Below are 23,355 nucleotides of genomic sequence, written 5' to 3'. Positions count from 1 at the left end.
TCTGGCGGGCAGCCCTGTTCATCCCGGGGCTCTACGGGGCGCGGCGAACTGTTACAATCAAGACCGACGCCGTCATTGGATCATTGAGGCAATGAGACACGACCGGGCCGCCTGCTACCTGGCAACTTTTCGGCCGCTGATTCAAACGCCTGGAGGGCGTACCGCGGTAGATAAGCATGGCTTGCCCCCGTTCATTGATGGATCGTGCCGCCGCGAACCGGATCTTGAATCTCCGTTCCCCTCGATAACCGCGACATGCCGAGGCAGGAACTTTGCCCCACGACTTAAGGTTGGCGATCGGGTCGCCTTTATGACCGTCAAGGGTCGGTATTTGGGCGAGCCGCCAGCATGGCGCTTTGTTGCTCTCTTGAGAGTGATTCACCGCCTGGAGACGCATGAGGCCGCCGCCGAATGGTACAAGGAGCGTAGCGTCACACCACCCAGCAACTGCTTAGTACCAGGGAACGACCCAAAGCCATTTGAGCTTACAAACGCGCGTCCACCCGACAGCGTCCGGAAGCGCGTCGTTGGGGAGCTTGATCGCACCCGCGCGATCCGCCTGTGGGATGCAACGTATCGCGCGCGAGTGCGAGATTGGTCTGTTTTTCTGGTCACTGAGCCGGAGTTCTTAGAGCTCAGCAGTCCTCCGAGGCTCTTGGAGGCCGACCTTGTCGGAATATTCGGCAAGATTCCCGCCACGTTAACGCCCCCAGCAGTTGATTGTGCCCGGATTGGGAGGCTTTTTGAGCTGGCAAGGCGGCGAGCGATGTAGGCGTCGGCTCGTCGGAGAGGGCGCCGGTGGAGCCCCACACTCGTGTGGGACTGGTGAATCTCGAGCCTATGTAGCCCCCTGCCTGTCCAGGCGGGCCTGCTGGGCCGGTGGCCCCCGCGTGTCGAGGCTCGCCTGCTGGGCCGGCGGCACCTCCGCGCGCATCGAGGCTCGCCTGTCGGGCCCGTGAAGCCTTCGGGGCACGCGCGCAAATGCGGAGGGCCCGAGGCGCTTTTCGCTGCACGATCTTCTCGCCGCCCTTGCTGTGACTCCTGCTCTCGCGTCAGGGCGCGAATATTGCGCGCGAAATGGCCGAGACCCTGGCGCGCGTAAACGGTGCGCGGAATCGTTCCAAGAATGACGCGCGGGCCCTAATGCAAAGAACGCTCGGGAGGGAGCGCGGCACCCGCGCCGAGGCTCGTCTGCTGGGCAGGTAGCACTCGCGAGCGCTAGAGGGGTGAAACTGGGCCTATGGAGCGTATAGGCGGGATAGAGGCCATGTTGCGGGTGAGGGCAGGAGCGGAGGTGGCGAGGAGGAGCGCTGACAGGGGCCGCGCGAGCAGTGCGCCCGGTCGGTGGACAGGCCGCACAGCCCGTTGAGGTACACGCCTGCCCAGGCCGCGCTCCCATGGGGTGCGCGGTAGGGGACTGGGCCTTTTGGCTCTGGGCAGGCGTCAGCCTCAACACCCCGCGGCCTGGATTGATTCTTGCGCCGGGGCCCGGCTCACCCCTGCCGTGGGCAAGCCCAGGTGCTCCAGTATCGCTCGCACTGCCCGCCCTGCCTTCACGTACGCCAAGACCCTTAAGCCTGCCTCCACACCTCACGCAGGCGAACACGTCGAAGTCGAACGTCCTCTTCAGCAACTCTGCCCCATCCACTCGCGGCGTCCTCTGCTTCATCCGCTCCTTGCTGGCCGCTGCCTCACTCCCCGCTCTCGCCTCCTCCGCTTGGGGGAACCCGAGGCCCTGGGCATCTTCGAACGGGGGCCACCTGCGCCACGGCGCGAACGCCCAAGCTCACGGTGGTCAACAGGAGCACTCCAGCGCCAGCAGCCCCCCGCACCCCCATCAATCAGCTCGCCTGGTAACAGCCGACAACGCGGCGCCGAGCACGTTCGCAAGCGAAGCGACATGGGGCTCGAAGACGAGCGTCTCGTGCGTACCGTCGACTGGCCGTACGCGTACCGTACCGCGCGTGAGCGTGGCCCAGCCGTAGGTGGGATCGTCGCACTGATCGAGCGGGGTCTCGAGGGCCGGGAAGCCTTCGTAAGGAGCCGAGGTCTCGGTGGCGCGGAGGAGCAAGAGATCGGCGCTGCAAGGCGAGGGCGCCCCGTAGCCGAGGATCATCTCACCGCAGCGCCGGAAGTCGTCCACGAAGCGGCGCACGAACCCCTCGACGACCGACCTCGGCAACAGCTTGTGCGCGGCGATCTGTTCGAGGAACCACGCGAGTCGCTCCCCGTCCGGACGCGCGCGGAGATGGGCATGGCCGACGGGAAAGCTCCGACCGGCCAGGTGGGCGAGGTGCCTCCCGGCGAGGGCGAGGAGCGCCGCCTCTTCCTCGACCATGTGGTGGAGGTACTGCGCCTGTCCGGGGTGCGCCGACACGCGGCTGTCGATAAGGGCAACCAGGGCGCAGCCCCTGCCCGCGGCCTCGAGCTGACGCGCCATCTCGAACGCGACGACGCCCCCGAAGGACCACCCACCGAGGAGGTACGGGCCTTGGGGAGCGACCTCCAGGACGGCGCGCACGTAGGTCTCCGCCATCGAGGAGAGGCTCTGGCCTTCGTAGCCCCGCGCCGCCTCGAGCCCGTAAAAAGGCTGATCGGGTCCGAGTCGTGCGGCGAGCTGCCGGTAACAAAACGCGCTGCCACCTGCGGGGTGCACGCAGAAAAATGGCGGGCGCGCGCCGCCCACGTGGAACGGGATCAGTACGCTCTTGCTCTCGGCCGTCGCCGAGCGAACCGCGACGGCGATCTGCTCGGCCGAGGCGCCCCTCACGAGCGCCGACACTGGCACCCTGGCGCCGAGCTCCTGCTCGACCTGACAGAGGAGCTGCACCGCCTGGAGGCTCGTCCCACCGAGTGCGAAGAAGTCGGCATCGAGCCGGACCTCCGTGCTGCCGAGTGTTCGCGCGAAGAGCCGGGCGATCACCTCCTCGACGCCATCGCGCGGCGTCGCGACGGGCGCCGCTCCGGCTGCGGCGGGGAACGTGGGCGGTGCCGCGCCGGCCGCGAAGCGTGACGTGGGCAGAGCCGACGCCTTGCTTCGTTCGCCGGCGCGCGGGCGCCTGGCGCCAGCGAGCGACTCGACGCGCACGAGGCGGGCGAAATCGCGTCGCTCGATCGCGTCGAGCTGGAGCTCGGCGAGGAGCTCGATGCGATCGACGTCAGCGTCGCCCTCCTCGGAGCGCGCGAGGGCGTCCTCGAGGATCGCGGCGACCACCGGGGCCCGCTCGGGCGCGAACATCTCCATGTGCCTGCCCGGCATCACGCACAGCTCGATCGGGCCGGAGATGCGCTTCTCCCACCCGAGGAACGCGAGCTCTCGAGCCGAGCGGCGCGTGCCGGCAGCGGCGCGCTGGAGCTCGTCGAGCGCGCGCACCAGGAGGGCCCCACCGGCGAACGGGCCGGGATCGTAGCGGAGCGCGAGTCCGTGGGAAAACCGGAATTCGTCCTCGAACCAGCGGGCCCCCGGGCTCGCGCCGTCGATGCGGTTCGCGGCGAAGAACGCGAGGGTCTCCTGCTCGAGGTTGCGCTCGAAGTCGGCCACCTCGGGCCTGCGCCCGACCGCGCCGTCCTCGAAGAGCGCGAGCAGGCTCACCTCTTCGCCGCGTTGCACGAGCTGCCGGGCCATCTCGTAGGCGACGAGCGCGCCGAACGACCAGCCGCCGATCCGGTACGGGCCCTGCGGCTGCGCCCGCGCAGCGGCCTCCACGTATACGGCCGCGAGCTCCTCGATCGACCCCAGCGGCCGGTGGCTCGCGCCGAACTGCGGATCGTTGAAGCCGTAGATGGGCAGCTCGGGGTCGACGTGGCCGAGCAGCGCGCTGTATGGCATGCAGAGCCCGCCAGCGGGGTGGACGAGAAAGAGCGGCCGGCGCGAGCCGCGCGGCTGCAGCGGCACGAGCGGATCCCCGAGGCTCGCCATGACGGCGGCCGCGGCCGCGCCAGGGCGCATCTCGTTGCAGCAATGGGCCACGAGCTCGGCCACGGCGTCTCCGAAGCGGACCGCGACACCCTCAATGGTCTGCTCGTCGTACTGCCCCGGCCCGAAGGTCCAGTCGACGCGCAGGCGCCCGTCGATGACCATCGCGTTGACGTCGAGGCCCACGTGCCGCTCATTGCGTGGGCCCACGAGCGAGCCCGCCGCAGTGGCTCTGAACCTCAGACGGCTCGCCCCGCTCAGGCCAGCGTCGAGCACGCCGAGGTAGTTGAACGAGAGATCGGGAGCGATCCGAGGGACGAGGGCCGCGCGGAGCTCCGAATCCGACGCGAGGTAGCGGAGCGCGAGGTAGCCGCAGCCGCGGCGGGGAAGCGCAGCCACGCGCCGCTTGATGTCGAGCAGCAGAGCGCGGTGGTCGCCGCACGGATCGCCCGCGAGGCGCATGGGGAAGAGCGCGGTAAACCAACCGACCGTGCGCGCGAGGTCGGCGTCGTCCTGGATGAGCTCCCGCCCGTGGCCCTCGACCCAGAGCGACAGGGCCTGTCGCCCCTGCCATCCGGCGACGGCGCGGTAGAGCGCAGCGAGCAGGATGGTGCTCGCGTCCATGCCGTAGGCCCGCCCGGCGCGCTGGAGTAGGTCGGCGGTCACGTCCTGGGACAAGAGGCGCGTCACCGTGCGCGACTCGCCCGTCGTCCCCGGGGATCCGGGCCGATCGGCCGCAAACGGGGGCTCGGGGGCCGAAAGGCACGCGCGCCAGTGCTCGAGCTCGTCGAGCGCCGCGCCGCCGACGAACGCGGATAGCGCGTTCACCCACTTGCGGAACGACCAGCTCTTCGCCGGGAGCCGTACCGCATGCCCCTGCTCGATCTGGGCGTACGCCGTGCCGAGGTCGGTCACCAGCACCCGCCACGAGACCCCGTCCACCATCAGGTGGTGGATGCAGACGAAGAGCTGCTGCGCGCCAGCCTCGCCGCTTTCAAACAGCGCGGCCGCGACCACGGGGCCACGCTCGATGTCGAGCGAGCGTTGCAGGCGCTCGGCGTGCTCGAGGATCGCCGCGTCCCGGGTGCTATCGGGCACGCTCCGCAGATCGACGACCTCGAGGTGCGGGCGCGTGGCCGGATCCTCGGGCGGCAGGTAGCGCTGAACGATCACACCGCCCTCGCGCGCGAAGCGCAGGCGGAGCGCATCATGGTGCTCGATGACGGCGCCGAGCGCCGAGCCGAGCCAGCGGGCGTCGAGCCGCTCGGACGCTTCGAGCACGAAGGCCTGGTTGAAATGGCTCGGCTCGGCGGGCGCGCGCTCGAAAAACCAATGCTGGATCGGCGAGAGCGAGCACGGCCCCGAGAGTGATGCGGCGTCCTCGGGCGCCTCGCGGGCGCCGAGGGAGCGCAGCGCGTGCGAGACGTCGTGCGCAGCGTGACGCTCGGTCGAGAGGCGCCGGCCCATGCCCGCGATCGTGCGCCCGTCGAGGACGTCCTGCACGGAGAGGCGGAGCCCCCGGTCGTTCGCGGCGGCCACGAGCTGGAGGCTCATGATGGAGTCTCCGCCGAGCGCAAAGAAGTCGTCGTGCACCCCGATGGCTGAGGTGCCGAGGAGGGTCGACCACAACTCGTGGAGGGCCTGCTCGATCGCGTCGCGCGGGCCGCACCGCTGGCTCTTCGGAGCCACGTCGAGCTCCGGCTCGGGCAGCTGGCGCACATCCACCTTGCCGTTGCGCGTCGTCGGGACCGCGCCAATGGGCACGATGGCCGCCGGGACCATCACCGGAGGCAGCGACGCCTCGAGGCGCGCGCGCAGCGCGACCGTATCGACGGCGCGGCCGGGGGCGGCCACGACGTAGACGACGATGCGCTTGATCGGCGAGCCCTCCGCCTGACGGACCACGGCGACGCCGTCGGCGACCGCGGGGTCCGCACGCACAGCGGCCTCGATCTCGCCGAGCTCCACGCGAAAGCCGCGGATCTTGACCTGCCTGTCCGCGCGCCCGAGGTGCTCGATCTCGCCCGAAGGGCAGCGGCGCACGATGTCGCCGGTACGGTACATCCGGCCCCCGGCGTGCCCGACCACGGCCGCGAACGGGTCTGGGAAGAAGGCGCGCTCCGTCAGCTCGGGACGGCCCAGGTAGCCGCGTGCCACGCCGGCGCCGCCGATGTAAAGCTCGCCGGGCACGCCCACTGGCACGGGTCGGCGGCGCCCGTCGAGCACGTAGAGCGGCGTGTTCGCGATGCCGGTGCCGATCGGCGGCCGTTCGACCCGGTGGGCGGGCGCCTCCCACGCCGTGGCGCAGACCGTGGCCTCCGTCGGGCCGTAGACGTTCATGACCCGGCCCGCGATCGCCTTGAGCTTCTCGATGAGCTCGCCGCTCACGCGCTCGCCCCCGGCCATGGCGATCTCGAGCCGCACCCCTAGGCGGGCGAAGTGCTCGGCAAGGAAGGTCCAGAGTGCCGGCGTCGTGAACAGCGAGGTCACCCGGTGCCGGCGCACGAGCCCAGCGAGATACTCGGGGTCCTGCAAGCGCGCCGTCGCCGGCACGACGACCGCCGCGCCGTGCGCGAGCGCCCACCACGTCGGGATGAGAGCGCCGTCGAACCCGAGCGAGGACATATGGAGCGCAGCCTCGCCCGGCACGGCGCGCAGGGCGGCACCTGCCCAGTGTGTGCGGTCCGCGATGCTGTGGTGCTCGATCATCACGCCCTTGGGCTTGCCCGTCGAGCCCGAGGTGTAGATGACGTACGCGAGGTCGCTCGGCGAGACCCGAGCCCTGGGCCGTGTCGCCGGCTCCCCGGAGAGGCGCTCCTCAGGATCGTCGATCACTACGACGGTCCGTACGCGGCCTCCGATCAGGGTTCGGCGCGCGCGATCGCAGACGACGATCTCGGCGCCAGCGTCCGCGAGGACGAAGCCGGCGCGATCCGCCGGGTCCTCCGCGGCGATGGGGACGTAGGCCGCCCCCGACTTGAGGACACCGAGGAGCGCGACCACGTGCTCTGCGGAGCGGTCGGTCCACACGCCGACGACGCTCCCCGGCCGGGCGCCGAGCGCGATGAGCCGATGCGCGAGCCGATTACCCTGCTCGTCGAGGTCGCGGAAGCGGAGCGTCGTCTCCTCGTGATGGACTGCCGGAGCGTCGGGCGCGCGGTCGGCCTGAGCCTCGACGAGCGCGTGCAGGAGCGCAGGGCCCTGGTAGGCGACGGCGTTGTCGTTCCAGTCGACGAGCAGACAGCGGCGCTCGGCCTCGTCGAGCAGCGGCAGCTCGGCGATGCCGCGGTCCGGCGCCTCCACGACGCCGCGCAGGAGTGTCTCGTAGTGCCGGATCATGCGCGCGATCGTCGCGGCCTCGAAGAGGTCGGTGCGGTACTCGACGCGGCCGATGATGCAGCCGTCGCGCTCGTCGAGCTCGAAGGTGAGGTCGAACTTCGAGGTTTCCGTGTGGACCTCGAGCTGGCCCATATCCCAGCCCGAGGGAGAGGGTGCGATCTCGGGCTCCAGGACGATCACCGCCTGGAAGGGGATCCGTTGGTCGGGCGACGCGCCCACGGTCGCGTGTCGCGCGACGAGTTGGAACGGAATGTCCTGGAGCGCGAAGGCTTCGCGGCAGGTCTCCCGGACGGCGCGCAGCACGTCGAGGAACGTGCCGTCGACGGGGAGGGGGGTGCGGAGCAGGATCGTGTTGAGGAAGACGCCGACCAGGCGCTCCACGCCGGGCACGCCCCGCGTCGCCAGTGTGGTACCGACGGCGACGTCGGCCTCCCCCGTGTAGCGGTAGAGGAGCGTCTTGAACGCCGCGACAAGCGTCGTGAAGAGCGAGACGCCCTGGCGGCGCGAGAGATCGCGGAGGCGCAGGGTCAGATCGTGCGGCAGCGCGAGGCGCTCACGGGCGCCGGCGTACAACCGCCGCGCGCCCGGGCTCCGGTCCGTGGGGAGCGCCATCTGGGACAAGCCCGACAACCGCTCGCGCCACCGCTCAATGCCAGCGGCCCATGAGGCGTCGGGCTCACGCGCCCGCTCCCACGCGACGTAGTCGCGGAAGCGGAAAGGCAAGGGGGCGAGCGCTGGCGGCCGCCCGGCGGCGAGGCTGCGGTAGGCGGCCTCAAGCTCGGCGAAAAATACCTGGAACATCGCCACCCCGTCGAGCGCGATGTGATGGCCGGTCATGAACAGCCGGTAGTGCGCGTCGCCCAGGCGCACGAGGAGGAAGCGGATCGGCGGATCGGTGGCGAGATCGAAGGGCCGGCGTGCCTGGCCGGCCGCGAGCTGCAGCGCCTCCGAGAGGGCGCGCTCGCGGCCGAGGTGACGCAGGTCGCGCACGGGGAGGACAAGCGGCTCGTGCGGCTGGATCCGCTGGAGGGGGAGGCCCCTCACGACGTCGATGCGCAGACGCAGGGCCTCATGGCGCTCGAGCACCACTCCGAGCGCGCGCTCGAAGGCGGCGACGTCGAGCGCCTCGGGCATGGTGATGTCGAGGGGCTCGTTGTAGTAGATCGCCGTTGGATCGAGCTGCTGGTGGAGCCAGATCTGCTCCTGCCACCACGACAGCGGCAGATCGGAGTCCCGTTCGACGACCGGGATGGCGCGCGACGAGGGCCGCGCGGCGCCCCCCACGACGCGCGCGAGCGCCGCGACCGTCGGTGCTTCGATGATGTCGGAGATCCGGAGCTCGACATCCAGCGTCGAGAGGACGTCGGTGACGATCCGCGCGGCGATCAAGGAGTGGCCGCCAAGCTCGAAGAAGTCGTCGTCCACGCCGACCTCGCCCGGCGAGCGCCGCAGGTGGCGCGCGAAGAGATCGGCGAGGAACGCCTCGGTCTCGTCTCGCGGCGCGAGGTACGCCACCTCGGCCGCCATCAAGTCGCCCGGGCTCTCCGCCAGCTTGCGCCGGTCCACCTTGCCGGTCGGCGAGAGGGGGAAGCTCGGCACGCGCACGAACGCCGAAGGCACCATATACGCGGGCAGGCGCTCCGCGAGGAACGAGCGCAACTGGGCCAGGGACGGGAGCGGCAGGCCGTCGCGCGGGCGGAGGTAGGCCACCAGGCGCTTGGTGCCCGCAACGTCGTCGCTCTGGACCAGGATGACGGCGCCGCCCACAGCGGGGTGGCTGTTGAGGGTGAGCTCGATCTCCTCGGGCTCTATGCGGTGTCCGCGGATTTTGACCTGGTTATCGACGCGCCCGACGAACACGAGGTCACCGTTCGCGCGTCGGCGCACGACGTCGCCGGTCCGGTAGAGCTTGCCGGCACGGTCACCGAAGGGATTGTCAAGGTAGCGCTGCGCCGTCTCCTCGGCGTTGCCGAGGTAGCCGCGCGCGAGCCCCGCGCCTCCGATGAGGAGCTCGCCTTCACCCTCCTCGACGAGGCGCATCTCGCTATCGACGACGAAGCAGGAGGTCCCCGAGATCGCCTGGCCGATGGGCAGCGCCTGGCCGGGCTCGGGCGCGCGGGTGACGGGGTGAAACGTGGAGAAGGTCGTGCACTCGGTGGGCCCGTAGACGTGGAGCAGCCTCGCGGGCGGGCTCGAGCAGCGGAGGAGACGGCGCACCTCCTCGATCGAGGCGACCTCGCCGCCGAAGAGGAGATAGCGGAGCCGACCGAACATCGCCGGATCGGCGCCGACGAGCTGGTTGAACAGGCCGGTCGTCGAGAACATCACCGTCACGCCGTGATCGACGATCGCGGCTGCCATCCGCTCGGGGCTCACGACGGTGTCCTTGGACAGGAGGGCCAGGCGCGCGCCGTTGAGGAGCGCGCCCCAGATCTCGAACGTCGCCGCGTCGAAGGCGACGTTGGCGGCTTGGGCGAAGCAGTCGCTCGCCCGGATATCGATGTAGTTGGGGGCGATGACGAGCCGCGTGACGCCGCGATGGCAGACGGGGACGCCCTTCGGATGGCCCGTCGATCCGGAGGTGTACATCACGTACGCGAGTGCGTCGGGCTCGCTCTCGACGCCGAGCGGCGACGTCTCCTCTGCCTCGATTGCGGCCGCCTCGGCGTCGATCGCTAGGAGCTCGACCCGACGCTCCAGGCCGTCGAGCAAGGGCGCGAGGTCGGCAGCGAGTGCGCGCGTGGTGACGACGCACGCGGCGCCGGTGTCCTCGAGCATCCAGCGAACGCGCGGCGGCGGCAAGTCCGGGTCGATCGGGACGTAGGCGCCGCCGAGCTTCAGGATCGCGAGCGCGACCGCGATGGCGTCGGGCCCCTGAGGCATGCGGAAGGGGATGAGCGGCGCACCATCGGCCGCGCCGCGCCGGCGAATCCAGCGCGCGATCCGGCTCGAGCGGGCGTCAAGCTCGCCGTAGGTCGTGGCGGAGCGCCGGAAGAGGAGCGCCGGAGCGTCCGGCGCCGCGGCAGCCTGCGCCATGAATGCTGCGGTGATGGTCGTGCTGGCATCTCGGTGCATGCTCGCTCCAACGTATAGAGGGGATGGGGGGCCTCTTAAGGGTGGTAGGCTCAGCTTCCCACACGCAAGCATGCGGATTTCAATGCGAGCCCCATGAGCTCGGCTGGTTCCACTTCCGGCCCGATCGCTATGCTCCCATGGCGCCGTCTACCGCGCCGTCCCCGTGGGCCTGCAGCACGCTCCCGCCGTCGCCCTCAAGCTGGCGGTGCTCCCAGACAACCCACGCTTTGCTCGCGAGGCCGCGCTGCTCTCGCGCCTGCGCCACCCCAGCATCCCCCGCCTCTGGGACTCCGGCCTGTGGCAGGGGCCCGGCGGCGAGCTCCATCCCTTCCTCGGCCGGCTCGTCACCGGCGAGTACCCCAAGCTCTCAGCGCCTCGCAGGGATGAGCATGGAGACTGGCACGTGGACACCGTGACGCCTCCGGCCTCGCTGCTGCGAGACAAGCGCATCGAGCCGCGACTGCGCGCCTGGATTCTGCGCCTGCTGTCGGTGCGCCCCGCTGGCGGCGGGACGCTCGGAGGCAGGGACGAAGGGGCTTGGCCAGGCCGCCACTTCCACCTCCACGCAGGTTCCTGCTTCACTCCACGAGCCCCAAGGCCTGGCGGAGGAGACACCGCCCGAGCCACTTCCGGATCAGCTCCGGCCCGATTCCAAGGGGCGCTGCCCTCACAAGAACGAGGTGGCCCTCAACGGAGGCTGCTGGGTGGAGATGCCTCTGGACCGAGAGCATTGCGAAGCGCTGACGCTCGGCGGTTCCATGGGCAGCATGTTCAAGAACAAGTGTTACATGCCGGTGCTGCCACACGGACGGCAACCCAACTCCAGCCCCACGACCACGCCGTGAGGTGAGCCTCGGTAGGGGAGCACGCCCTGGATGGCCACGAGGGCCGAGCCCGGCCGCTACTTGGGAGTTCGGGCCAGTTCAACGGCGGATTCCAGGTCCGAGGCCTGCTGACGCTCGGGATCATCTCGGCCTACGTCAGCGCGCCGTGCCTCTTCCGCAGATCCAGCACGTGGAAGCCGCCCGCGCTCCGCGTCACCCACAGGTGCTGGCCGGAGACGAACCGATGGCACTATCCGCTCTGACCGACGGATGTTACCCTCGCCAGCTTCTCAATCTCATTCGATGCTCGCTGCTCAGGAGGAATGCATGCAGATCAAGACTCTCATGGGAGGGCTGGTTCTCACGGCCGGATTGCTGGCCGTCGGCTGTGGCCCCACCGACTTGAAGGAGGCAGGGGCAGACTCGAACATGGCTCAGGCGGAGCAAGGCCTCCTCCCGAGCTGCGCACCGGGCTACACGGTGTCCTCGGAATGGGACTGTGCCCAGGTCTGTGGTAGATCCTGGGGCAACTTCCTGCACTACTACTGCTCCAACGGGGTGGATACGTACGATGCAGGCACTGGCCCAGTGAGCTGCGGCGCCTGCTACTGAAGTATGCCGGGAACACCGCGCTCCTTCCGCCTCCGGAGCGCGGTGCCGCCGTTCAGGCCTCAGGGCTCAGCAGAGCGGGTTCAGGCTGGCGGCCGGGGCTGCTTGCTGGGCGGGGGCCGGACGTCCACCTCCGTCCAGCGCAGCCGCTGCTGCAGCAAGTGCGCCTGATACGCCTGCAGCGCGTCCTCGGGTCCTTGCGCGGGCAGGGCCCCTCTTTTTTCCAGGAGGCGCAGCACCCGGTGGCGCACCCCCCTCAGCAACCGCTCCACCTCGCCTTGCGTGGGCGGCGGCAACGGCCCGAAGCGCACGCCGCCCTCCCGCGGCACGAAGACGCCGTCCGGCACCAGCGAGTGGAAGTGCGGAGTCACCTGCAAGGCGGAGCCGAAGAACTGGATGAACGACACGGCCCCGGCCTGCCCACCCCGCGAGGCTCTCACGACGTTGTTATGGGTTCTTATCTATTGGCATGGCCAATGATTGTCACAATGGAGTCAAGAACAATCTGTTCTTTATCATTCATGACTTTGTGTGAGCTCCCCGTGGCAAGAATGTACGTCCGACTCGGATTGGAGCCAACAAATCCTTTATGGGCTTCTCGCCATGTTGCTGTGCTTTCTGGGCTATTCTGGCCATTCTCTGCGACAATGTCAATAATTGGCAGAGATGCAGGCAGCGTGAGGTTATTGACTCGTTGAACAATCTTTGGCGTCGCTTCAGCAAATGGTATGGCGACTTTGGCCAGTTCCGGTGCTTGCTTTCTTATCTCATCATATTGGCTCCGCATTGTTGCTAGGTTCTTCTCTATCTCTCCCTGCCCCCAGGCTCCTGGAACGACCGCATCAAGAAGCACGAGTCCTTTGACCTTTTGGCTTTTTTCGGCAAGCACGAGACTGATAGCGCCGCCATACGAATGTCCAACCATTACGATCGGACCATTGATGCTGCATCTTTCAAGTGCTGCAGTCAGGATTTGCGCATCATTATCGATGCTGTAAATAGACGAAGGGTTGATTGTACTTCTACCGAGTCCAGCTCTGTCGTAGACGAAAGTCTGGAAGCCTTTCTCTCGCACCTGTTTCTCGAGAGACGTCCATACGGATGAGTCATTTCCAAAACCGGATTCAAAAACAACGGTTGGGCTGCCGGTGCCCTGTCTGTGCACCCAGATCTTATTGCCATCTATGTCAATGAGGCTGCCGTTGCATGGCGCTTCGGCTGCCGCAGTGCGTGACATGGATGCGCATGAACTCAGGAAAACCAAGCTTATTACAGCGATTGTGATTTGCCTGATCATGACGCGCCTTTTTGTATCTGCGAGTGTTGGCACCATGAGCGTAGAGGCAGCATAGCTCGCTTTCATGTGTCCTTGGAGCCTATTTAGGTAGGAAGGGGAACCAAGTGATGATGCCCAGGGCGAAGTGGATCATGGCGAAGTAGGTGTCCTCGCGCTTCTCCCAGCGAAGCCTGAGGAACAGGCGACCCTCGCCACCATCGGCGCGAACGTGGCGATGCGGGTGCGGGATCTCCGCGACTTCCTGACGGCGTGGACGGGTGGTGCCCCTGCGTGAAGCACGGCGGGCCGGTCTACCCCTGCATGAGCTCAGCCTCAGCCATGTTGCACGTTCGATTGCCGCCGCCTCCACTCCGTGCCCGCGACGGAGCCTGGCTCCCGCAATGAAAGAGCCCAGCCACCCTTCGGGGAGGCTGGGCTCTGGGAGGCCGGCTCCTGGCGCGTCAGGCGAGCCAGGAGCGCGGGACAGGGACTACTTGCCGCCCGGCTTCGGGGCCGGAGCGCCGCCGCCCGCCGGAGCGCCACCCGCCGGAGCGCCACCCGGAGGGCCACCCGCCGGGGCGCCGCCCGGAGGACCGCCCGACGGAGGAGCCGGCTCGTTGATCTTGTTCTTCACGGCGGGGACCGTCTTCAGGTACGCGAAGATGGCCTTCAGGTCCTCGTCCGGCAGCTGGCCAATGGTCTGCCACGGCATCGGCGGCAGGATCGGGCGGCCCTGGCCCATGTGCTTACCGGTGCGCATCGCCTGGATGAAGTTCTGCTCCGTCCAGCTGCCCAGGCCGGTCTCCTTGTCCGGCGTCAGGTTCATCGGGTAGCTGACGCCCCACGGGCCAGACCAGGCCCCGTACGTCGCGGCGACCGCGAAGATCCACGGCCCCTGCGGCGCGGGAGGAGGCGGCAGCTTCATCTGCTCAGGGTGGCCGCTGAGCATCCTGGTCATGTCCCGCTCGGGTCCCTGAGGGCCCATGGCCAGCGGGGTGTGGCAGTCGTTACAACTGCCGAGCTTGACCAGAAACTCTCCGCGCGAGACCTGCTTGTTGGCCGCAGGTGCCTTGCTGGCCGCAGGCGCCTTGCCCTTGCCCTGCGCCATGGCCACAACAGGGACGTTCACTGCGACTGCCGCTACCAGCAACATGATTCGCGTTGACTTCATCGCCACTCCTTAGAGGGGGGTCGACCCGGGGTGACTGCTAGAGGCTGCGCCTTTTTGGCTACATTGACCTCCGCGAGCAAGATACCCACAACCAGTTGGGTCGTCTAGAAACTCGAAGCGGAGGTGACTTCGGCCCGCTGGCGTCACGGCGGAGGCCTGACGGGCTCCAACGCATCCAGGTAGGAAAGGACAGCTCCTGCCCACGTGTTGGGCTCCTCGAGCATGGGGTAGTGGCCGAGACGATCGAGCCACCGCAGCTCGGCGCGGGGCAGCTCGCTCGCGAGGCGCTCAGCGATTGCAGAGACCGCCACCGGATCGCGTCGTCCCCAGAGCACGTGGGCCGGGCCCTCGTAGGCGGTGAGCGCGTGGGTCCAGCGGTCTCGGAAGCGAACGCGCTCGTCGAGGTACGAGATGGTGGCGGGGAGCCGTGCGCGCCCGCCGTCGTGGATCATGGCGGCCCACATCCAGTCGAGCTCTTCCTCGCTCACGGAGGAGGGCTCGCCGAGGATGCGCCGGAGCTGGGCCTTGAACAGCGCGGGGCTCGCGAGGCGCGCGAAGAGGGGACCCAAGGTGGGCCTGCGGAGCAAGCGCTGGGAGGGCGTGAGGTGCGCGAGCTCGAGGTGCACGCTGCCGTTGCACAACGTCACGCTCGACAGCTCGATGGGGAGCAGGCCGAGAGCGCGGCGCGCGAGGAGCTCCGTGGCGATGCTGGTCCCGTAATCGTGAGCGAGGAGGTGGCCGCGGGTGATTCCGAGCGCTCGCCACACCAGGAGCGCCGCATCCGTCTGTTCCAGGAGCGAGTAGGAGTAACGCTCGGGCTTGTCCGAGAGGCCGAAGCCGAGGTGGTCGTGGAGGACCACCCGGCGGCGGGCGGCGAGCAGCGGCAGGGCGAGGTGGAAGTCGAAGCTGGACGACGGGAAGCCGTGGAGGACGAGCAGGGGATCGCCACGGTCCACCGGCCCGTCTTGGAGCACGAAGACCTCGTGGCCCAGGACACTGAGGCGGCGGCCGCGAGCCTGCCAGGCTGCGAGTGCGGAAGGGAGTGAGTGACGCATGGGGCCTCTGACTCAGAGATGCTTGAAGAAGAACGTCGTCGCGCAGAACTCGCCGGTCGGCATCAACGCGTACTTGGGGATGATGCCCACGCGCTGCCACCCAGCGCGCTCATAGAGCCGTTCGGCATCGCTACCCGTCACCGTGTCCAGCACCAGGACGGTCTTGCTTTCTTTACGTGCCGCATCATCGATGGCGGCCATCAGACGCTGCGCGATGCCGCGCCGGCGGGCCTTGCGGTGGACGAGCATCTTGGCGACATCGGCGCGGTGCGGCTGGTTGTCGGGCATCGCGATGATCAACTGCACCGTGCCGAGGATCTGACCGTCGCCGTCTTCGGCGACGAGCAGCAAGCGTTCCCCGCGGGCGACGCCGTCCGCCACTCTTCGCCAGAACGCCACGGCCTTCTCGCGCGTCAAGGGCAGCATGAAGCCCACGGATGCGCCGCCCTCGACGCAGTTGATCAGCACGTCGGCGAGCGCCTCCACGCAGGCGGTGGCCTCGTTGGCACCGACGCGCCGCACGATCACTTCCTCGGTCATCCGTTCTCCACCCGGTGCGGAAAGGACAGCGTCCACTGTCCCCTTACTCGAACGGGTGTTCCGGCGTCTCCTCCCCCGCGCTTGTGCGCTGTGCGGGACACGCCTACTGTCGCCGCGTGTAGCGCTCCGGATCGGAGGAACACGCATGTCAGCTGCGCTCGAAGAGCTCGCCAAGCCTGTCATCATCGGCCGCTCGAGCTCACACTTCACGCGCATCACGCGGATCTTCGCCGCGGAGATGCGTGTCGACTACTCCTTCCGGGTGGTGCGAGACCTCATGTCCCCCAATCCCGAGGACTACGGCGGCAACCCCGCGCTCAGAATCCCGAGCTTGCAGACGCCCCAAGGTGTCTGGTTCGGTTCTCTCAATGTCTGTCGCGAGCTCTGGCGGCGGTCGAATCCCAGACCCCGCGTGGTATGGCCGGAGGAGCTCGACAAGCCGCTGCTTGCCAATGCGCAGGAGCTCGTCTCCCAGGCCATGGCGACAGAAGTGACGATCATCATGGAGAAGGTCGCTGGCGCGGGTGACAGCAATGCGCACCAGGCCAAGCTGCGAAAAGGGCTGCTCAACATGATGGCGTGGCTGGAGGAGAACACGAGGCCCGCGCTCGCCGCGCTCCCGCCACAGCGAGACCTGAGCTACCTGGAGGTCTCGCTCTTCTGTCTCGTGAAACATCTCGAGTTTCGAGAGGTCTTGCCCACCGCCTCCTATGCCGAGCTGAATCAATTCTGTCAGCAGTTCGCAACGCGCCCCTCCGCCAGCGAGACCCCCTTTCGCTTCGACACGTGACCGTGACGAACCCCGCCATCCCGCGCCACGCGCGCCACGTGAACCCCGCCTTCGTGCGGTTGCTGGGCATGCTCGGCTACGGCCGGGTCTTCACGCGGGCCCGGGACGTGTGGCTCTGGGATGATCAGGAGCGCCAGTACCTCGACTTCCTGGCGGGCTTCGGCTCGGTGAACCTGGGCCACAACCACCCGCGGCTCGTGGCGAGGCTGCAGCGCTTCCTGGCGGAGGAGGCGCTCCACTTCTGCCACGTGGGCCTCACCGAGCACGCCGCGCTGCTGGGCGAGGCGCTGTGCAAGAGGCTCGATCCCCCGCTGGAGGTGGTGCTGCTGGCCTCCAGCGGCGGGGAGGCGGTGGAGGCCGGCATGAAGCTGGCCCGCGCGGCCACCCGGCGCTCCGCGTTCGTCTTCTGCGAGGGCGGCTTCCACGGGACGAGCTTCGGCACGCTCTCGGTGATGGGGGCCGAGCGCATGCGCAAGCCCTTCGAGCCGCTGCTCGCCGGCTGCCACCGCGTGCCCTTCGGGGACCTGGAGGCCTTGGAGCGCGTGCTGCGGCGCGAGAAGGTGGCGGCCTTCGTGGTGGAGCCGATGCTGGCGGAGGGCGGCGTCGTGCTTCCGCCTCCGGGGTACTTGAAGGATGCGCAGGCGCTGTGCCGCAAGCATGGCGCGCTGCTCGTGCTGGACGAGGTGCAGACGGGCCTGGGCCGCCTGGGCCGGCGCTTCGCGTACCAGGGCCAGGGCTTCGTTCCGGATGTGCTGGTGCTGGCCAAGGCGCTGAGCGGTGGCGCGGTGCCGGTGTCCGCGGCCGTCACCTCCTCGGAGATCCACGAGCGTGCCTACGGCTCCATGGACCGGTTCGATCTGCACAGCACCACTTTTGGAGGCAATGCGCTGGCCTGCACCGCGGCGATGGAGACGCTCGACATCCTGGAGGAGGAGGGGCTCGCCGCGAACGCCGCCGCACGCGGGGCCGAGCTGTTGGAGGGGCTGCGGAAGCGGCTGGCTGGGCACCCGCTGGTTCGGGACATCCGGGGTGAGGGACTGCTGGTGGGCGTGGAGCTGGGGCCCACCGAGAGCGGGCTGCTCAACCGGCTCGTGCCAGGGCTGGTCGAGCAGGTCTCGGAGAAGGTCTTCGGACAGTGGGCGGCGCTGAGGCTGCTGGAGGAGGGCATCGTGTGCCAGCCCGCCTCCCATCGCTGGGACGTGCTCCGGCTGGAGCCACCGCTGACGGTGAAGCCCGCGCAGATAGAGCAGGTGGTGGATGCGATGGCGCGCATCCTGGGGAACTACACGGGGCTGGTGCCGCTGCTGCGCGATGTGGTGGCGCGCGTGGGCGAGCAGCGCCGGCGGGAAGGAGCGTTCCGGTGAGTCTGGCCGAATTGTGGCGCGACGCTCGCTTCGCCGCGGGGCTGGTGGCGCGGCGTCCCTTCCAGGTGTTGGTTCAGGTGACCAACCGCTGCAACGCCACCTGCTCCTTCTGTGACTTCTGGCCCAACGGCGCGCACCCACGAGAGGAGTTGACCACCGACGACTTCCGCAAGCTGTCCGGCGAGCTGGCGAAGTTCGGGACGTTCCTCGTCTCCATCGAGGGCGGAGAGCCCTTCGTCCGGCCGGATCTCGTGGAGATCGTCCGGGCCTTCGGAGCGCACCACGTGCCTTTGCTCTACACGAACGGCTGGTTCGTGACGGAGGAGAAGGTGAAGGCGCTGTTCGCGGCGGGGGTGGCGCAGGTGGGGGTGTCCATCGACTACCCGGAGGCTGCGCGGCACGACGCGAAGCGAGGGCTCAAGGGAGGCACGGAGCGGGCCTGGCAGGCGGTGGAGCTGTTCCGCAAGCACGCCCCGCACGGCCGCAGCCAGGTTCACGTGATGACCGTGCTGATGCGCGACAACCAGAATGATCTGGAGGCGCTGCTGAAGCAGAGCGCCGCGCGTGACGTGGGCCACTGCCTGACGCTCATCTCCACCCAGGGGTACCGGCGTGGGAAGGAATCCCCTGACGCCGCGCCGGACGTAGGGCTGGCGCCGCGGCTGCTGTCGCTGTGGAAGCAGTACCCCCACTTGCGCATGTTCCGCGACTACCTGGCGAGCGTGGACTCGTTCCTTCAGGACCGCGGCCAGCTGCCGGCATGCCAGGCAGGGCACCAGAGCTTCAACATCGACCACCTGGGCAATGTGTCCCCGTGCATCGAGAAGATCGATCGCCGGTTCGGCAACGTGCGGGACGAATCCCTGGCGGCCATCCTCGAGCGCATGCGCGAGGGCGGGACGGCGCGGGGCTGTCAGGACTGCTGGACGCTCTGCCGAGGGTTCAACCAGAGCCTCGGGCAGGGCGGCACGCTGAAGGGCTGGTTGGACCTGAGCACACGGATGCGGTCGACCTGAGCGGAGGACCCACCGCGTCCAAGCCTCAGAGGGCGTCGGCCTCGACCCAGCCCTCGTTGCCCTGCTCGTCGCGCACGCGCGCGTAGTTGGCCTTCTTCTCGAGGACCTTCACGCGCGCGCCCGTACCCAGCGACTGGGTGGTGACAGTGGAGGCCGAGACGGGCGCGGCGCTCGGGGCGGGCGCCGACTGCAACCTCACCTCGCGCTTGGCTTGGTTGTTGTAGAGGGCGTCGAGCCGCGCGCCATCGGCGGCCTTCTCCGTCACCACGTTCTGGGAGAGCTGCTCGAAGGCCCGCCCCGCCTTGGCCAGCTCGGGCCGCTGTCCGGGTTGGCTGAAGAAGTGCCCGGTGACGTGGATGACGAAGCCGTCCTGGTAGCGGAAGCGCACGCCGAGCACGCCCGTGCCGTATTGCTTCTTCACCTCGGAGGACTCCATCAGCACCTCCACGTTGTGCGGATCCAGCACCTTGAAGAGGTACCCGCCGCCCGCCAGCTGCCAGCGCTGCGAGGACTGCTCGCCCAGGTGCTTGAGCAGGCCGCGATCCTTCTCCTCGCCGCGCAGCTGCAGCGGGAAGTCCGCCTCGTTGGTGGTGATGTCGTTGAAGGCGATGGTGTTGGGGAAGGTCGGCTGGATGAGCTCCTTCACCGCGTGGTCCGTGGTGTAGAGGAAGCCGCCCGCCGCCACGAAGCGCCGCACCCGCTCGCGCGCCGCCTGGGACATCTCGCCCCGGCAGTTCACCATCAGCACCTGGCGGCTGTGCAGCGGCAGCTCGGGCAGGTCCGCGGGGTTCACTACCACGAAGGCGACTCCGGCCCGCTGGAGCACCTGATCCATGTGGTCCGCCGAGCCCGAGACGACCACCACCGAGGCTTGACGCACCTGCTCGGCAGAGGGAGTGGCGAAGGCGGGCACGGCACCCAACAGCACGACAAGAGACAGCAGGAAGGAGCGCATGGCCCTCTCCAACGCATGGAGGGCGCGGGAGGTTTTTCCCAGGATTCATGGAGGCATGGCGAACAGCCGTTTCCCCAGGAACCCCGCGCCCTTGCCTGTCTCCTCAAGCGAGGTTTTGCCCGCGCCTTTCCTACGTCGGCAGGACCGCCGCCTCGTAAGTGGCGCTCCCGGCCAGGGCCTCGTTCGCCACCGAGGGCTCCTGGTTACCTGGGCGGACGCCACTGGCGCCGGGAGCCAGCGGGTGCGCTCCCGAGAAGAGGCTCCTCGCGCGGCCCAGCAGCCAGCGCACGCCCCGCAGCGCATCGCTCACGAGCGCCGCGGGCGCCTCGCGGGACAGCAGCGGCGGCCCCTTGAACGTCCCCGCCTCGGCGTCCTTCGGCATGGGGTTGATGCCCACGCCCAGCTCGTAGACCGCCCTGCCCCCGAGCGAGGCCGTGTACAGCGCCGCCACGTTGGCCAACACGCCGATCACGCACTGGCCGAGCGTGGGAGGCCGGCGCAACCGCCACAGCGTCACCCCGAGCGCGCCCAGGGAGATGACCGCATTGCCCAGGCCGTGGAGGAACACCATGTCCCGCGCGCGCGGTTCCTCGAGCTTCACCTCCTGAGAGGCCGCCAGCCCGGCCACTCCCGAGAAGAGGGCGCTCACCGTCCCCGCCACCCACAGCCTCCGGCCCACTCGGGCCCAGGCCCAGTCTCCACTCGAGACCGCGATGAGGTCGGCCACCGCGGCCGTGGGCAGCAAGACCAGCGGAGCGTGGATCACCGCCGGGTGCAGTTCGTGAAGCAGCATCTTCATGGGCTCTCCCCCTATGGCTCTATCCATTCATCCACGGGCGTGTGGCAGAGCCACTCCCTCCCGGTGCCAGAAGGGTAGGTACGGCGTCGCGCCCTGCCTCCTCCCGGGCGGTGGATCCGAGACTCGTCCCCCTGCTCGCTCATCAGCCGCCCTGTCAGGCCGCTGCGGAGAAACCTGGCTAGGCCCGGCGGGGGCCGTGACGCCGGGCCAGGGCCCGTGCGGCGAGGGCCGCCACTACTGCTCCCACCACGAAGGCTGCGAAGCCAACGAGGACGACCGGGGCCATGGCCGCCACCGCTCCACCGAGCGCCGACTGGCTGAGCTGCGACACGACCTGCGGCGCACACGGGCCGTCCTTGCACGCGGGCACGGTCTGCCCCAGCTCGTTCGTGGCGCCTCGCACGCCCGCGGCGGCGGCTCGATAGGCCACGCCCTCGACGGCTCGGGCCAACGCGGGATCCGGCGGAGCGTCGAGCTGTTGCTTCAACTCGGCTCGGAGCTGCTCGGCCATGGCGTGGGCCATGGAGCGGCCGACCTGATCGGCGATGTCTCCCATGAGGGAGGCCAACTCCTGCCGCCGTGAGGAGAGCCCATCCACGAGCCCCCGGCTGCTTTCATCCAGGAGGAGCCGGGTGGAGGGACCCATGTTCCGCAGCTCCGAGGACAGCACGGGGCCCAGCTCGTGGGCAAAGCTCGCCCCGGCCTGACCGAGCCGCTCCCCCGTTCCTTCCTCGGCGAGGTAGCCCTCGAAGCCCTCCAGCATGCCTCTCACACTCTCGCGGCCGAGCTCGCGGGGGCTCGGCCGCGGGCCCTTGAGCGCGTCGTCCACGAGCTGATCCGCCAGGCGGCCCACCTTGCGCCGAAACTCCTCTTCGTGTCCGGGCTCGCCCAGCGCTTCGACGGCGCCCGCAGCCGCGGTCCTGGAGACCCTCCGGAGCGAACACCCGCCTGTCGTTCCGAGAACCGCCACCCATAGCACCGCGAAAGCGATACGCCGCACCCCACCACCCCCCCGCCAGGAACCCTCACGGGAGGATGGCGACGGACACCGAGCGCGAGAACTGGATGGGGGAACACCCCAAGCGTCAGACAGGCTACGGCTCACTCACCCGAGACGCCCAGTCGCCAGCCTCAGAAGGGCGCGGGACTTTCGAGCTCGAGCCGCTCGCCCGTGTGTGGATGGATGAACGTCACGGACTCGGCGTGGAGCATCAGGCGCGTGTCGTCCTGACCGTAGAGCCGGTCGCCAACGATGGGAGCGCCGAGGCCGAGTGGGTGCGCAGCATGGACTCGGAGCTGGTGCAAGCGGCCGGTGCGAGGGAAGAGCGATACCCGCGTCCGGCTGTCAGTTCGCTGCGTGACTCGCCACTCGGTGACGGCGTGCTTGCCGTGAATCGGGTCGACGATGTGGCGGGAACGGTCATTGGAGTCGGTCCGGAGAGGCAGCTCGATGACGCCGTGCTCACCCCTGACGTGGCCGTCGAGCCAGGCGACATAGCGCTTGTCGGCCTCGCGCCGCGCGAACTGCCGCTGGAGCGCCGCGAGGGTCTCCGGATCCCTGGCGACGAGCAGCAGCCCGGAGGTCTCGGGCTCCAGGGGGTGCACGACGAGCGGCTCGGGCGCATCTGGGGAGCGCCGCCGGAGGCGGACGAGCACCGAGTCACGTTGTTGGGAGTGACGGCCGGGGATCGACAGGAGGCCGCAAGGCTTGTCCACGACGAGCAGCCACGCGTCCTCGTACACGAGGCGCAGCTCATCCTCCAGGTGTGGGGTTGCGCTGGGCAGCGTGGCCGGATCGATGGACAGCCCTTCCAGCATGTACGGGAGGACGCCGCCGCACTTGCTCCGGCACGCGGGATAGAACTCGCCCGCGTGCCGCTCTCCGGTGAGAGGCGGCGCACCCCACCAGAACTCGGCGAGCGCCAGTGGCTTCAGCCCGTGGCGGTAGGCCTGAGCCAGGAGCTTCGGCGCGGCGCAGTCGCCCGCTCCGCCCGGTGGCGGCTCGGGTGCGAACAGCGCTCCCAAGGGCCGCTCCTCGCCGCGCGCATTCGGGATCACATAGGAGTAGGCGATCTGCTGCCAGATCTGCCTGGAACGCTCGGCGCGCAGGTGTTCGAGCTCGGCCCGGCGTGCGTCGAGGGCTCGCAAGGCCGACACGAGCCTCTCACGCTCCTGGTGGTGCGCCGCCTCCAGCCGCCGGCGTTCCATGTCATCCGCGCGGCTCTCCTGCCCGAGCGCGTGGAGCGCCGCACGGCGCTCGTCGTCTCCCATGGCCTCATCCGCCAGACGTCGGCGCGCTTCGTGGCGGAGGCGGCGGTTCTCTTCATGGCGTGTACGCAGCTCAGCGGCGGCGGTGGCATGGCGCGCGGTGAGCTCGGAGAGGCGCGCACGCAGCGCGACGGGCTCGGCACCCTGGAGCAGCTCGGCATGGCGGTCATCGAGCGCGTGGAGCTCCGCCTCCACAGCGGGCCAGAAAGCGTCGCGAGCCTCCAGATCGAAGAGCGGTGGCGCGAATCCACCGACGCGCCAGCGGCCCTCGATCATCCCCGAGAACCCACGGAGATAGCCCACGCGGCCATCCGGGCCCGCGACCACCAGCACACCGAACATCTTTCCACGGCCCGGC

At 69.1% G+C, this 23,355-nt stretch carries 14 protein-coding genes; 4 read left to right on the top strand and 10 right to left on the bottom strand.

Translation table 11 applies throughout. The features are described 5' to 3' along the window. Positions 1–1,837 precede the first annotated feature (1,837 nt). Positions 1,838–10,330 (bottom strand): amino acid adenylation domain-containing protein, encoded by an 8,493-nt coding sequence (locus ACJ8AT_RS21570; RefSeq protein ID WP_407739677.1) that lies wholly within the window; start codon positions 10,328–10,330, stop codon positions 1,838–1,840. Positions 10,331–11,481: 1,151 nt separating this feature from the next. On the opposite strand from ACJ8AT_RS21570, the gene ACJ8AT_RS21565 reads away from it, so the two are divergent. Further along, positions 11,482–11,766 carry a hypothetical protein gene (locus ACJ8AT_RS21565; RefSeq protein WP_407739676.1) on the top strand — a complete coding sequence of 95 codons (285 nt, stop codon included), beginning with the start codon at positions 11,482–11,484 and terminating at the stop codon, positions 11,764–11,766. An 80-nt stretch (positions 11,767–11,846) separates the two neighbouring features. On the opposite strand, the gene ACJ8AT_RS21560 is transcribed toward ACJ8AT_RS21565, so the two are convergent. The 5 genes from ACJ8AT_RS21560 to ACJ8AT_RS21540 form a co-directional block, all read right to left on the bottom strand. Beyond that, positions 11,847–12,203, bottom strand: coding sequence for a transposase (locus ACJ8AT_RS21560; protein WP_407739675.1), 357 nt, complete (start codon positions 12,201–12,203; stop codon positions 11,847–11,849). 17 nt (positions 12,204–12,220) lie between these two features. Beyond that, the gene (locus ACJ8AT_RS21555) at positions 12,221–13,126 is read right to left on the bottom strand and encodes an alpha/beta fold hydrolase (protein WP_407739674.1); all 906 of its coding nucleotides are present in this window, start codon (positions 13,124–13,126) and stop codon (positions 12,221–12,223) included. A gap of 403 nt (positions 13,127–13,529) precedes the next feature. Then, on the bottom strand, positions 13,530–14,210 hold the full coding sequence (locus tag ACJ8AT_RS21550; protein WP_407739673.1) for a c-type cytochrome: 681 nt from the start codon (positions 14,208–14,210) through the stop codon (positions 13,530–13,532). A 143-nt stretch (positions 14,211–14,353) separates the two neighbouring features. Next, positions 14,354–15,265 (bottom strand): alpha/beta fold hydrolase, encoded by a 912-nt coding sequence (locus tag ACJ8AT_RS21545; protein ID WP_407739672.1) that lies wholly within the window; start codon positions 15,263–15,265, stop codon positions 14,354–14,356. A 12-nt stretch (positions 15,266–15,277) separates the two neighbouring features. Beyond that, positions 15,278–15,805 (bottom strand): N-acetyltransferase family protein, encoded by a 528-nt coding sequence (locus ACJ8AT_RS21540; RefSeq protein WP_407739671.1) that lies wholly within the window; start codon positions 15,803–15,805, stop codon positions 15,278–15,280. A gap of 145 nt (positions 15,806–15,950) precedes the next feature. Between ACJ8AT_RS21540 and ACJ8AT_RS21535 the strand changes: the two genes are divergently transcribed. Genes ACJ8AT_RS21535 through ACJ8AT_RS21525 form a run of 3 tightly spaced genes read left to right on the top strand, consistent with a single transcriptional unit; the run spans position 15,951 to position 18,975 of the window. Continuing rightward, complete coding sequence (locus ACJ8AT_RS21535; RefSeq protein WP_407739670.1) at positions 15,951–16,595, top strand: glutathione S-transferase domain-containing protein; 645 nt, start codon at positions 15,951–15,953, stop codon at positions 16,593–16,595. Beyond that, on the top strand, positions 16,592–17,959 hold the full coding sequence (locus ACJ8AT_RS21530; RefSeq protein WP_407739669.1) for an aspartate aminotransferase family protein: 1,368 nt from the start codon (positions 16,592–16,594) through the stop codon (positions 17,957–17,959). The genes ACJ8AT_RS21535 and ACJ8AT_RS21530 overlap by 4 nt, the downstream gene beginning before the upstream one ends. Continuing rightward, a complete protein-coding gene (locus ACJ8AT_RS21525) occupies positions 17,956–18,975 on the top strand; it encodes a radical SAM protein (protein WP_407739668.1) in 1,020 nt (339 codons plus the stop codon). The genes ACJ8AT_RS21530 and ACJ8AT_RS21525 overlap by 4 nt, the downstream gene beginning before the upstream one ends. A 25-nt stretch (positions 18,976–19,000) precedes the next feature. On the opposite strand, the gene ACJ8AT_RS21520 is transcribed toward ACJ8AT_RS21525, so the two are convergent. From ACJ8AT_RS21520 to ACJ8AT_RS21505, 4 genes are all read right to left on the bottom strand, one after another. After that, entirely contained in the window at positions 19,001–19,930 is a 930-nt protein-coding gene (locus ACJ8AT_RS21520) for a hypothetical protein (RefSeq protein WP_407739667.1), read from the bottom strand. 130 nt (positions 19,931–20,060) lie between these two features. Then, positions 20,061–20,729, bottom strand: coding sequence for a DUF2231 domain-containing protein (locus ACJ8AT_RS21515; RefSeq protein WP_407739666.1), 669 nt, complete (start codon positions 20,727–20,729; stop codon positions 20,061–20,063). Positions 20,730–20,907: 178 nt separating this feature from the next. Further along, positions 20,908–21,582: a hypothetical protein gene (locus ACJ8AT_RS21510; RefSeq protein ID WP_407739665.1), complete on the bottom strand. Its 675-nt coding sequence runs from the start codon at positions 21,580–21,582 to the stop codon at positions 20,908–20,910. A gap of 278 nt (positions 21,583–21,860) precedes the next feature. After that, positions 21,861–23,355: pseudouridine synthase (locus ACJ8AT_RS21505; RefSeq protein ID WP_407739664.1), on the bottom strand; the 1,495-nt coding region annotated here is incomplete at its 5' end.

The sequence above is a fragment of the Hyalangium sp. genome (assembly GCF_045802625.1).
In the GTDB taxonomy this organism is placed as follows: domain Bacteria; phylum Myxococcota; class Myxococcia; order Myxococcales; family Myxococcaceae; genus Hyalangium.
This window is presented reverse-complemented; position numbering and strand designations above follow the sequence as displayed.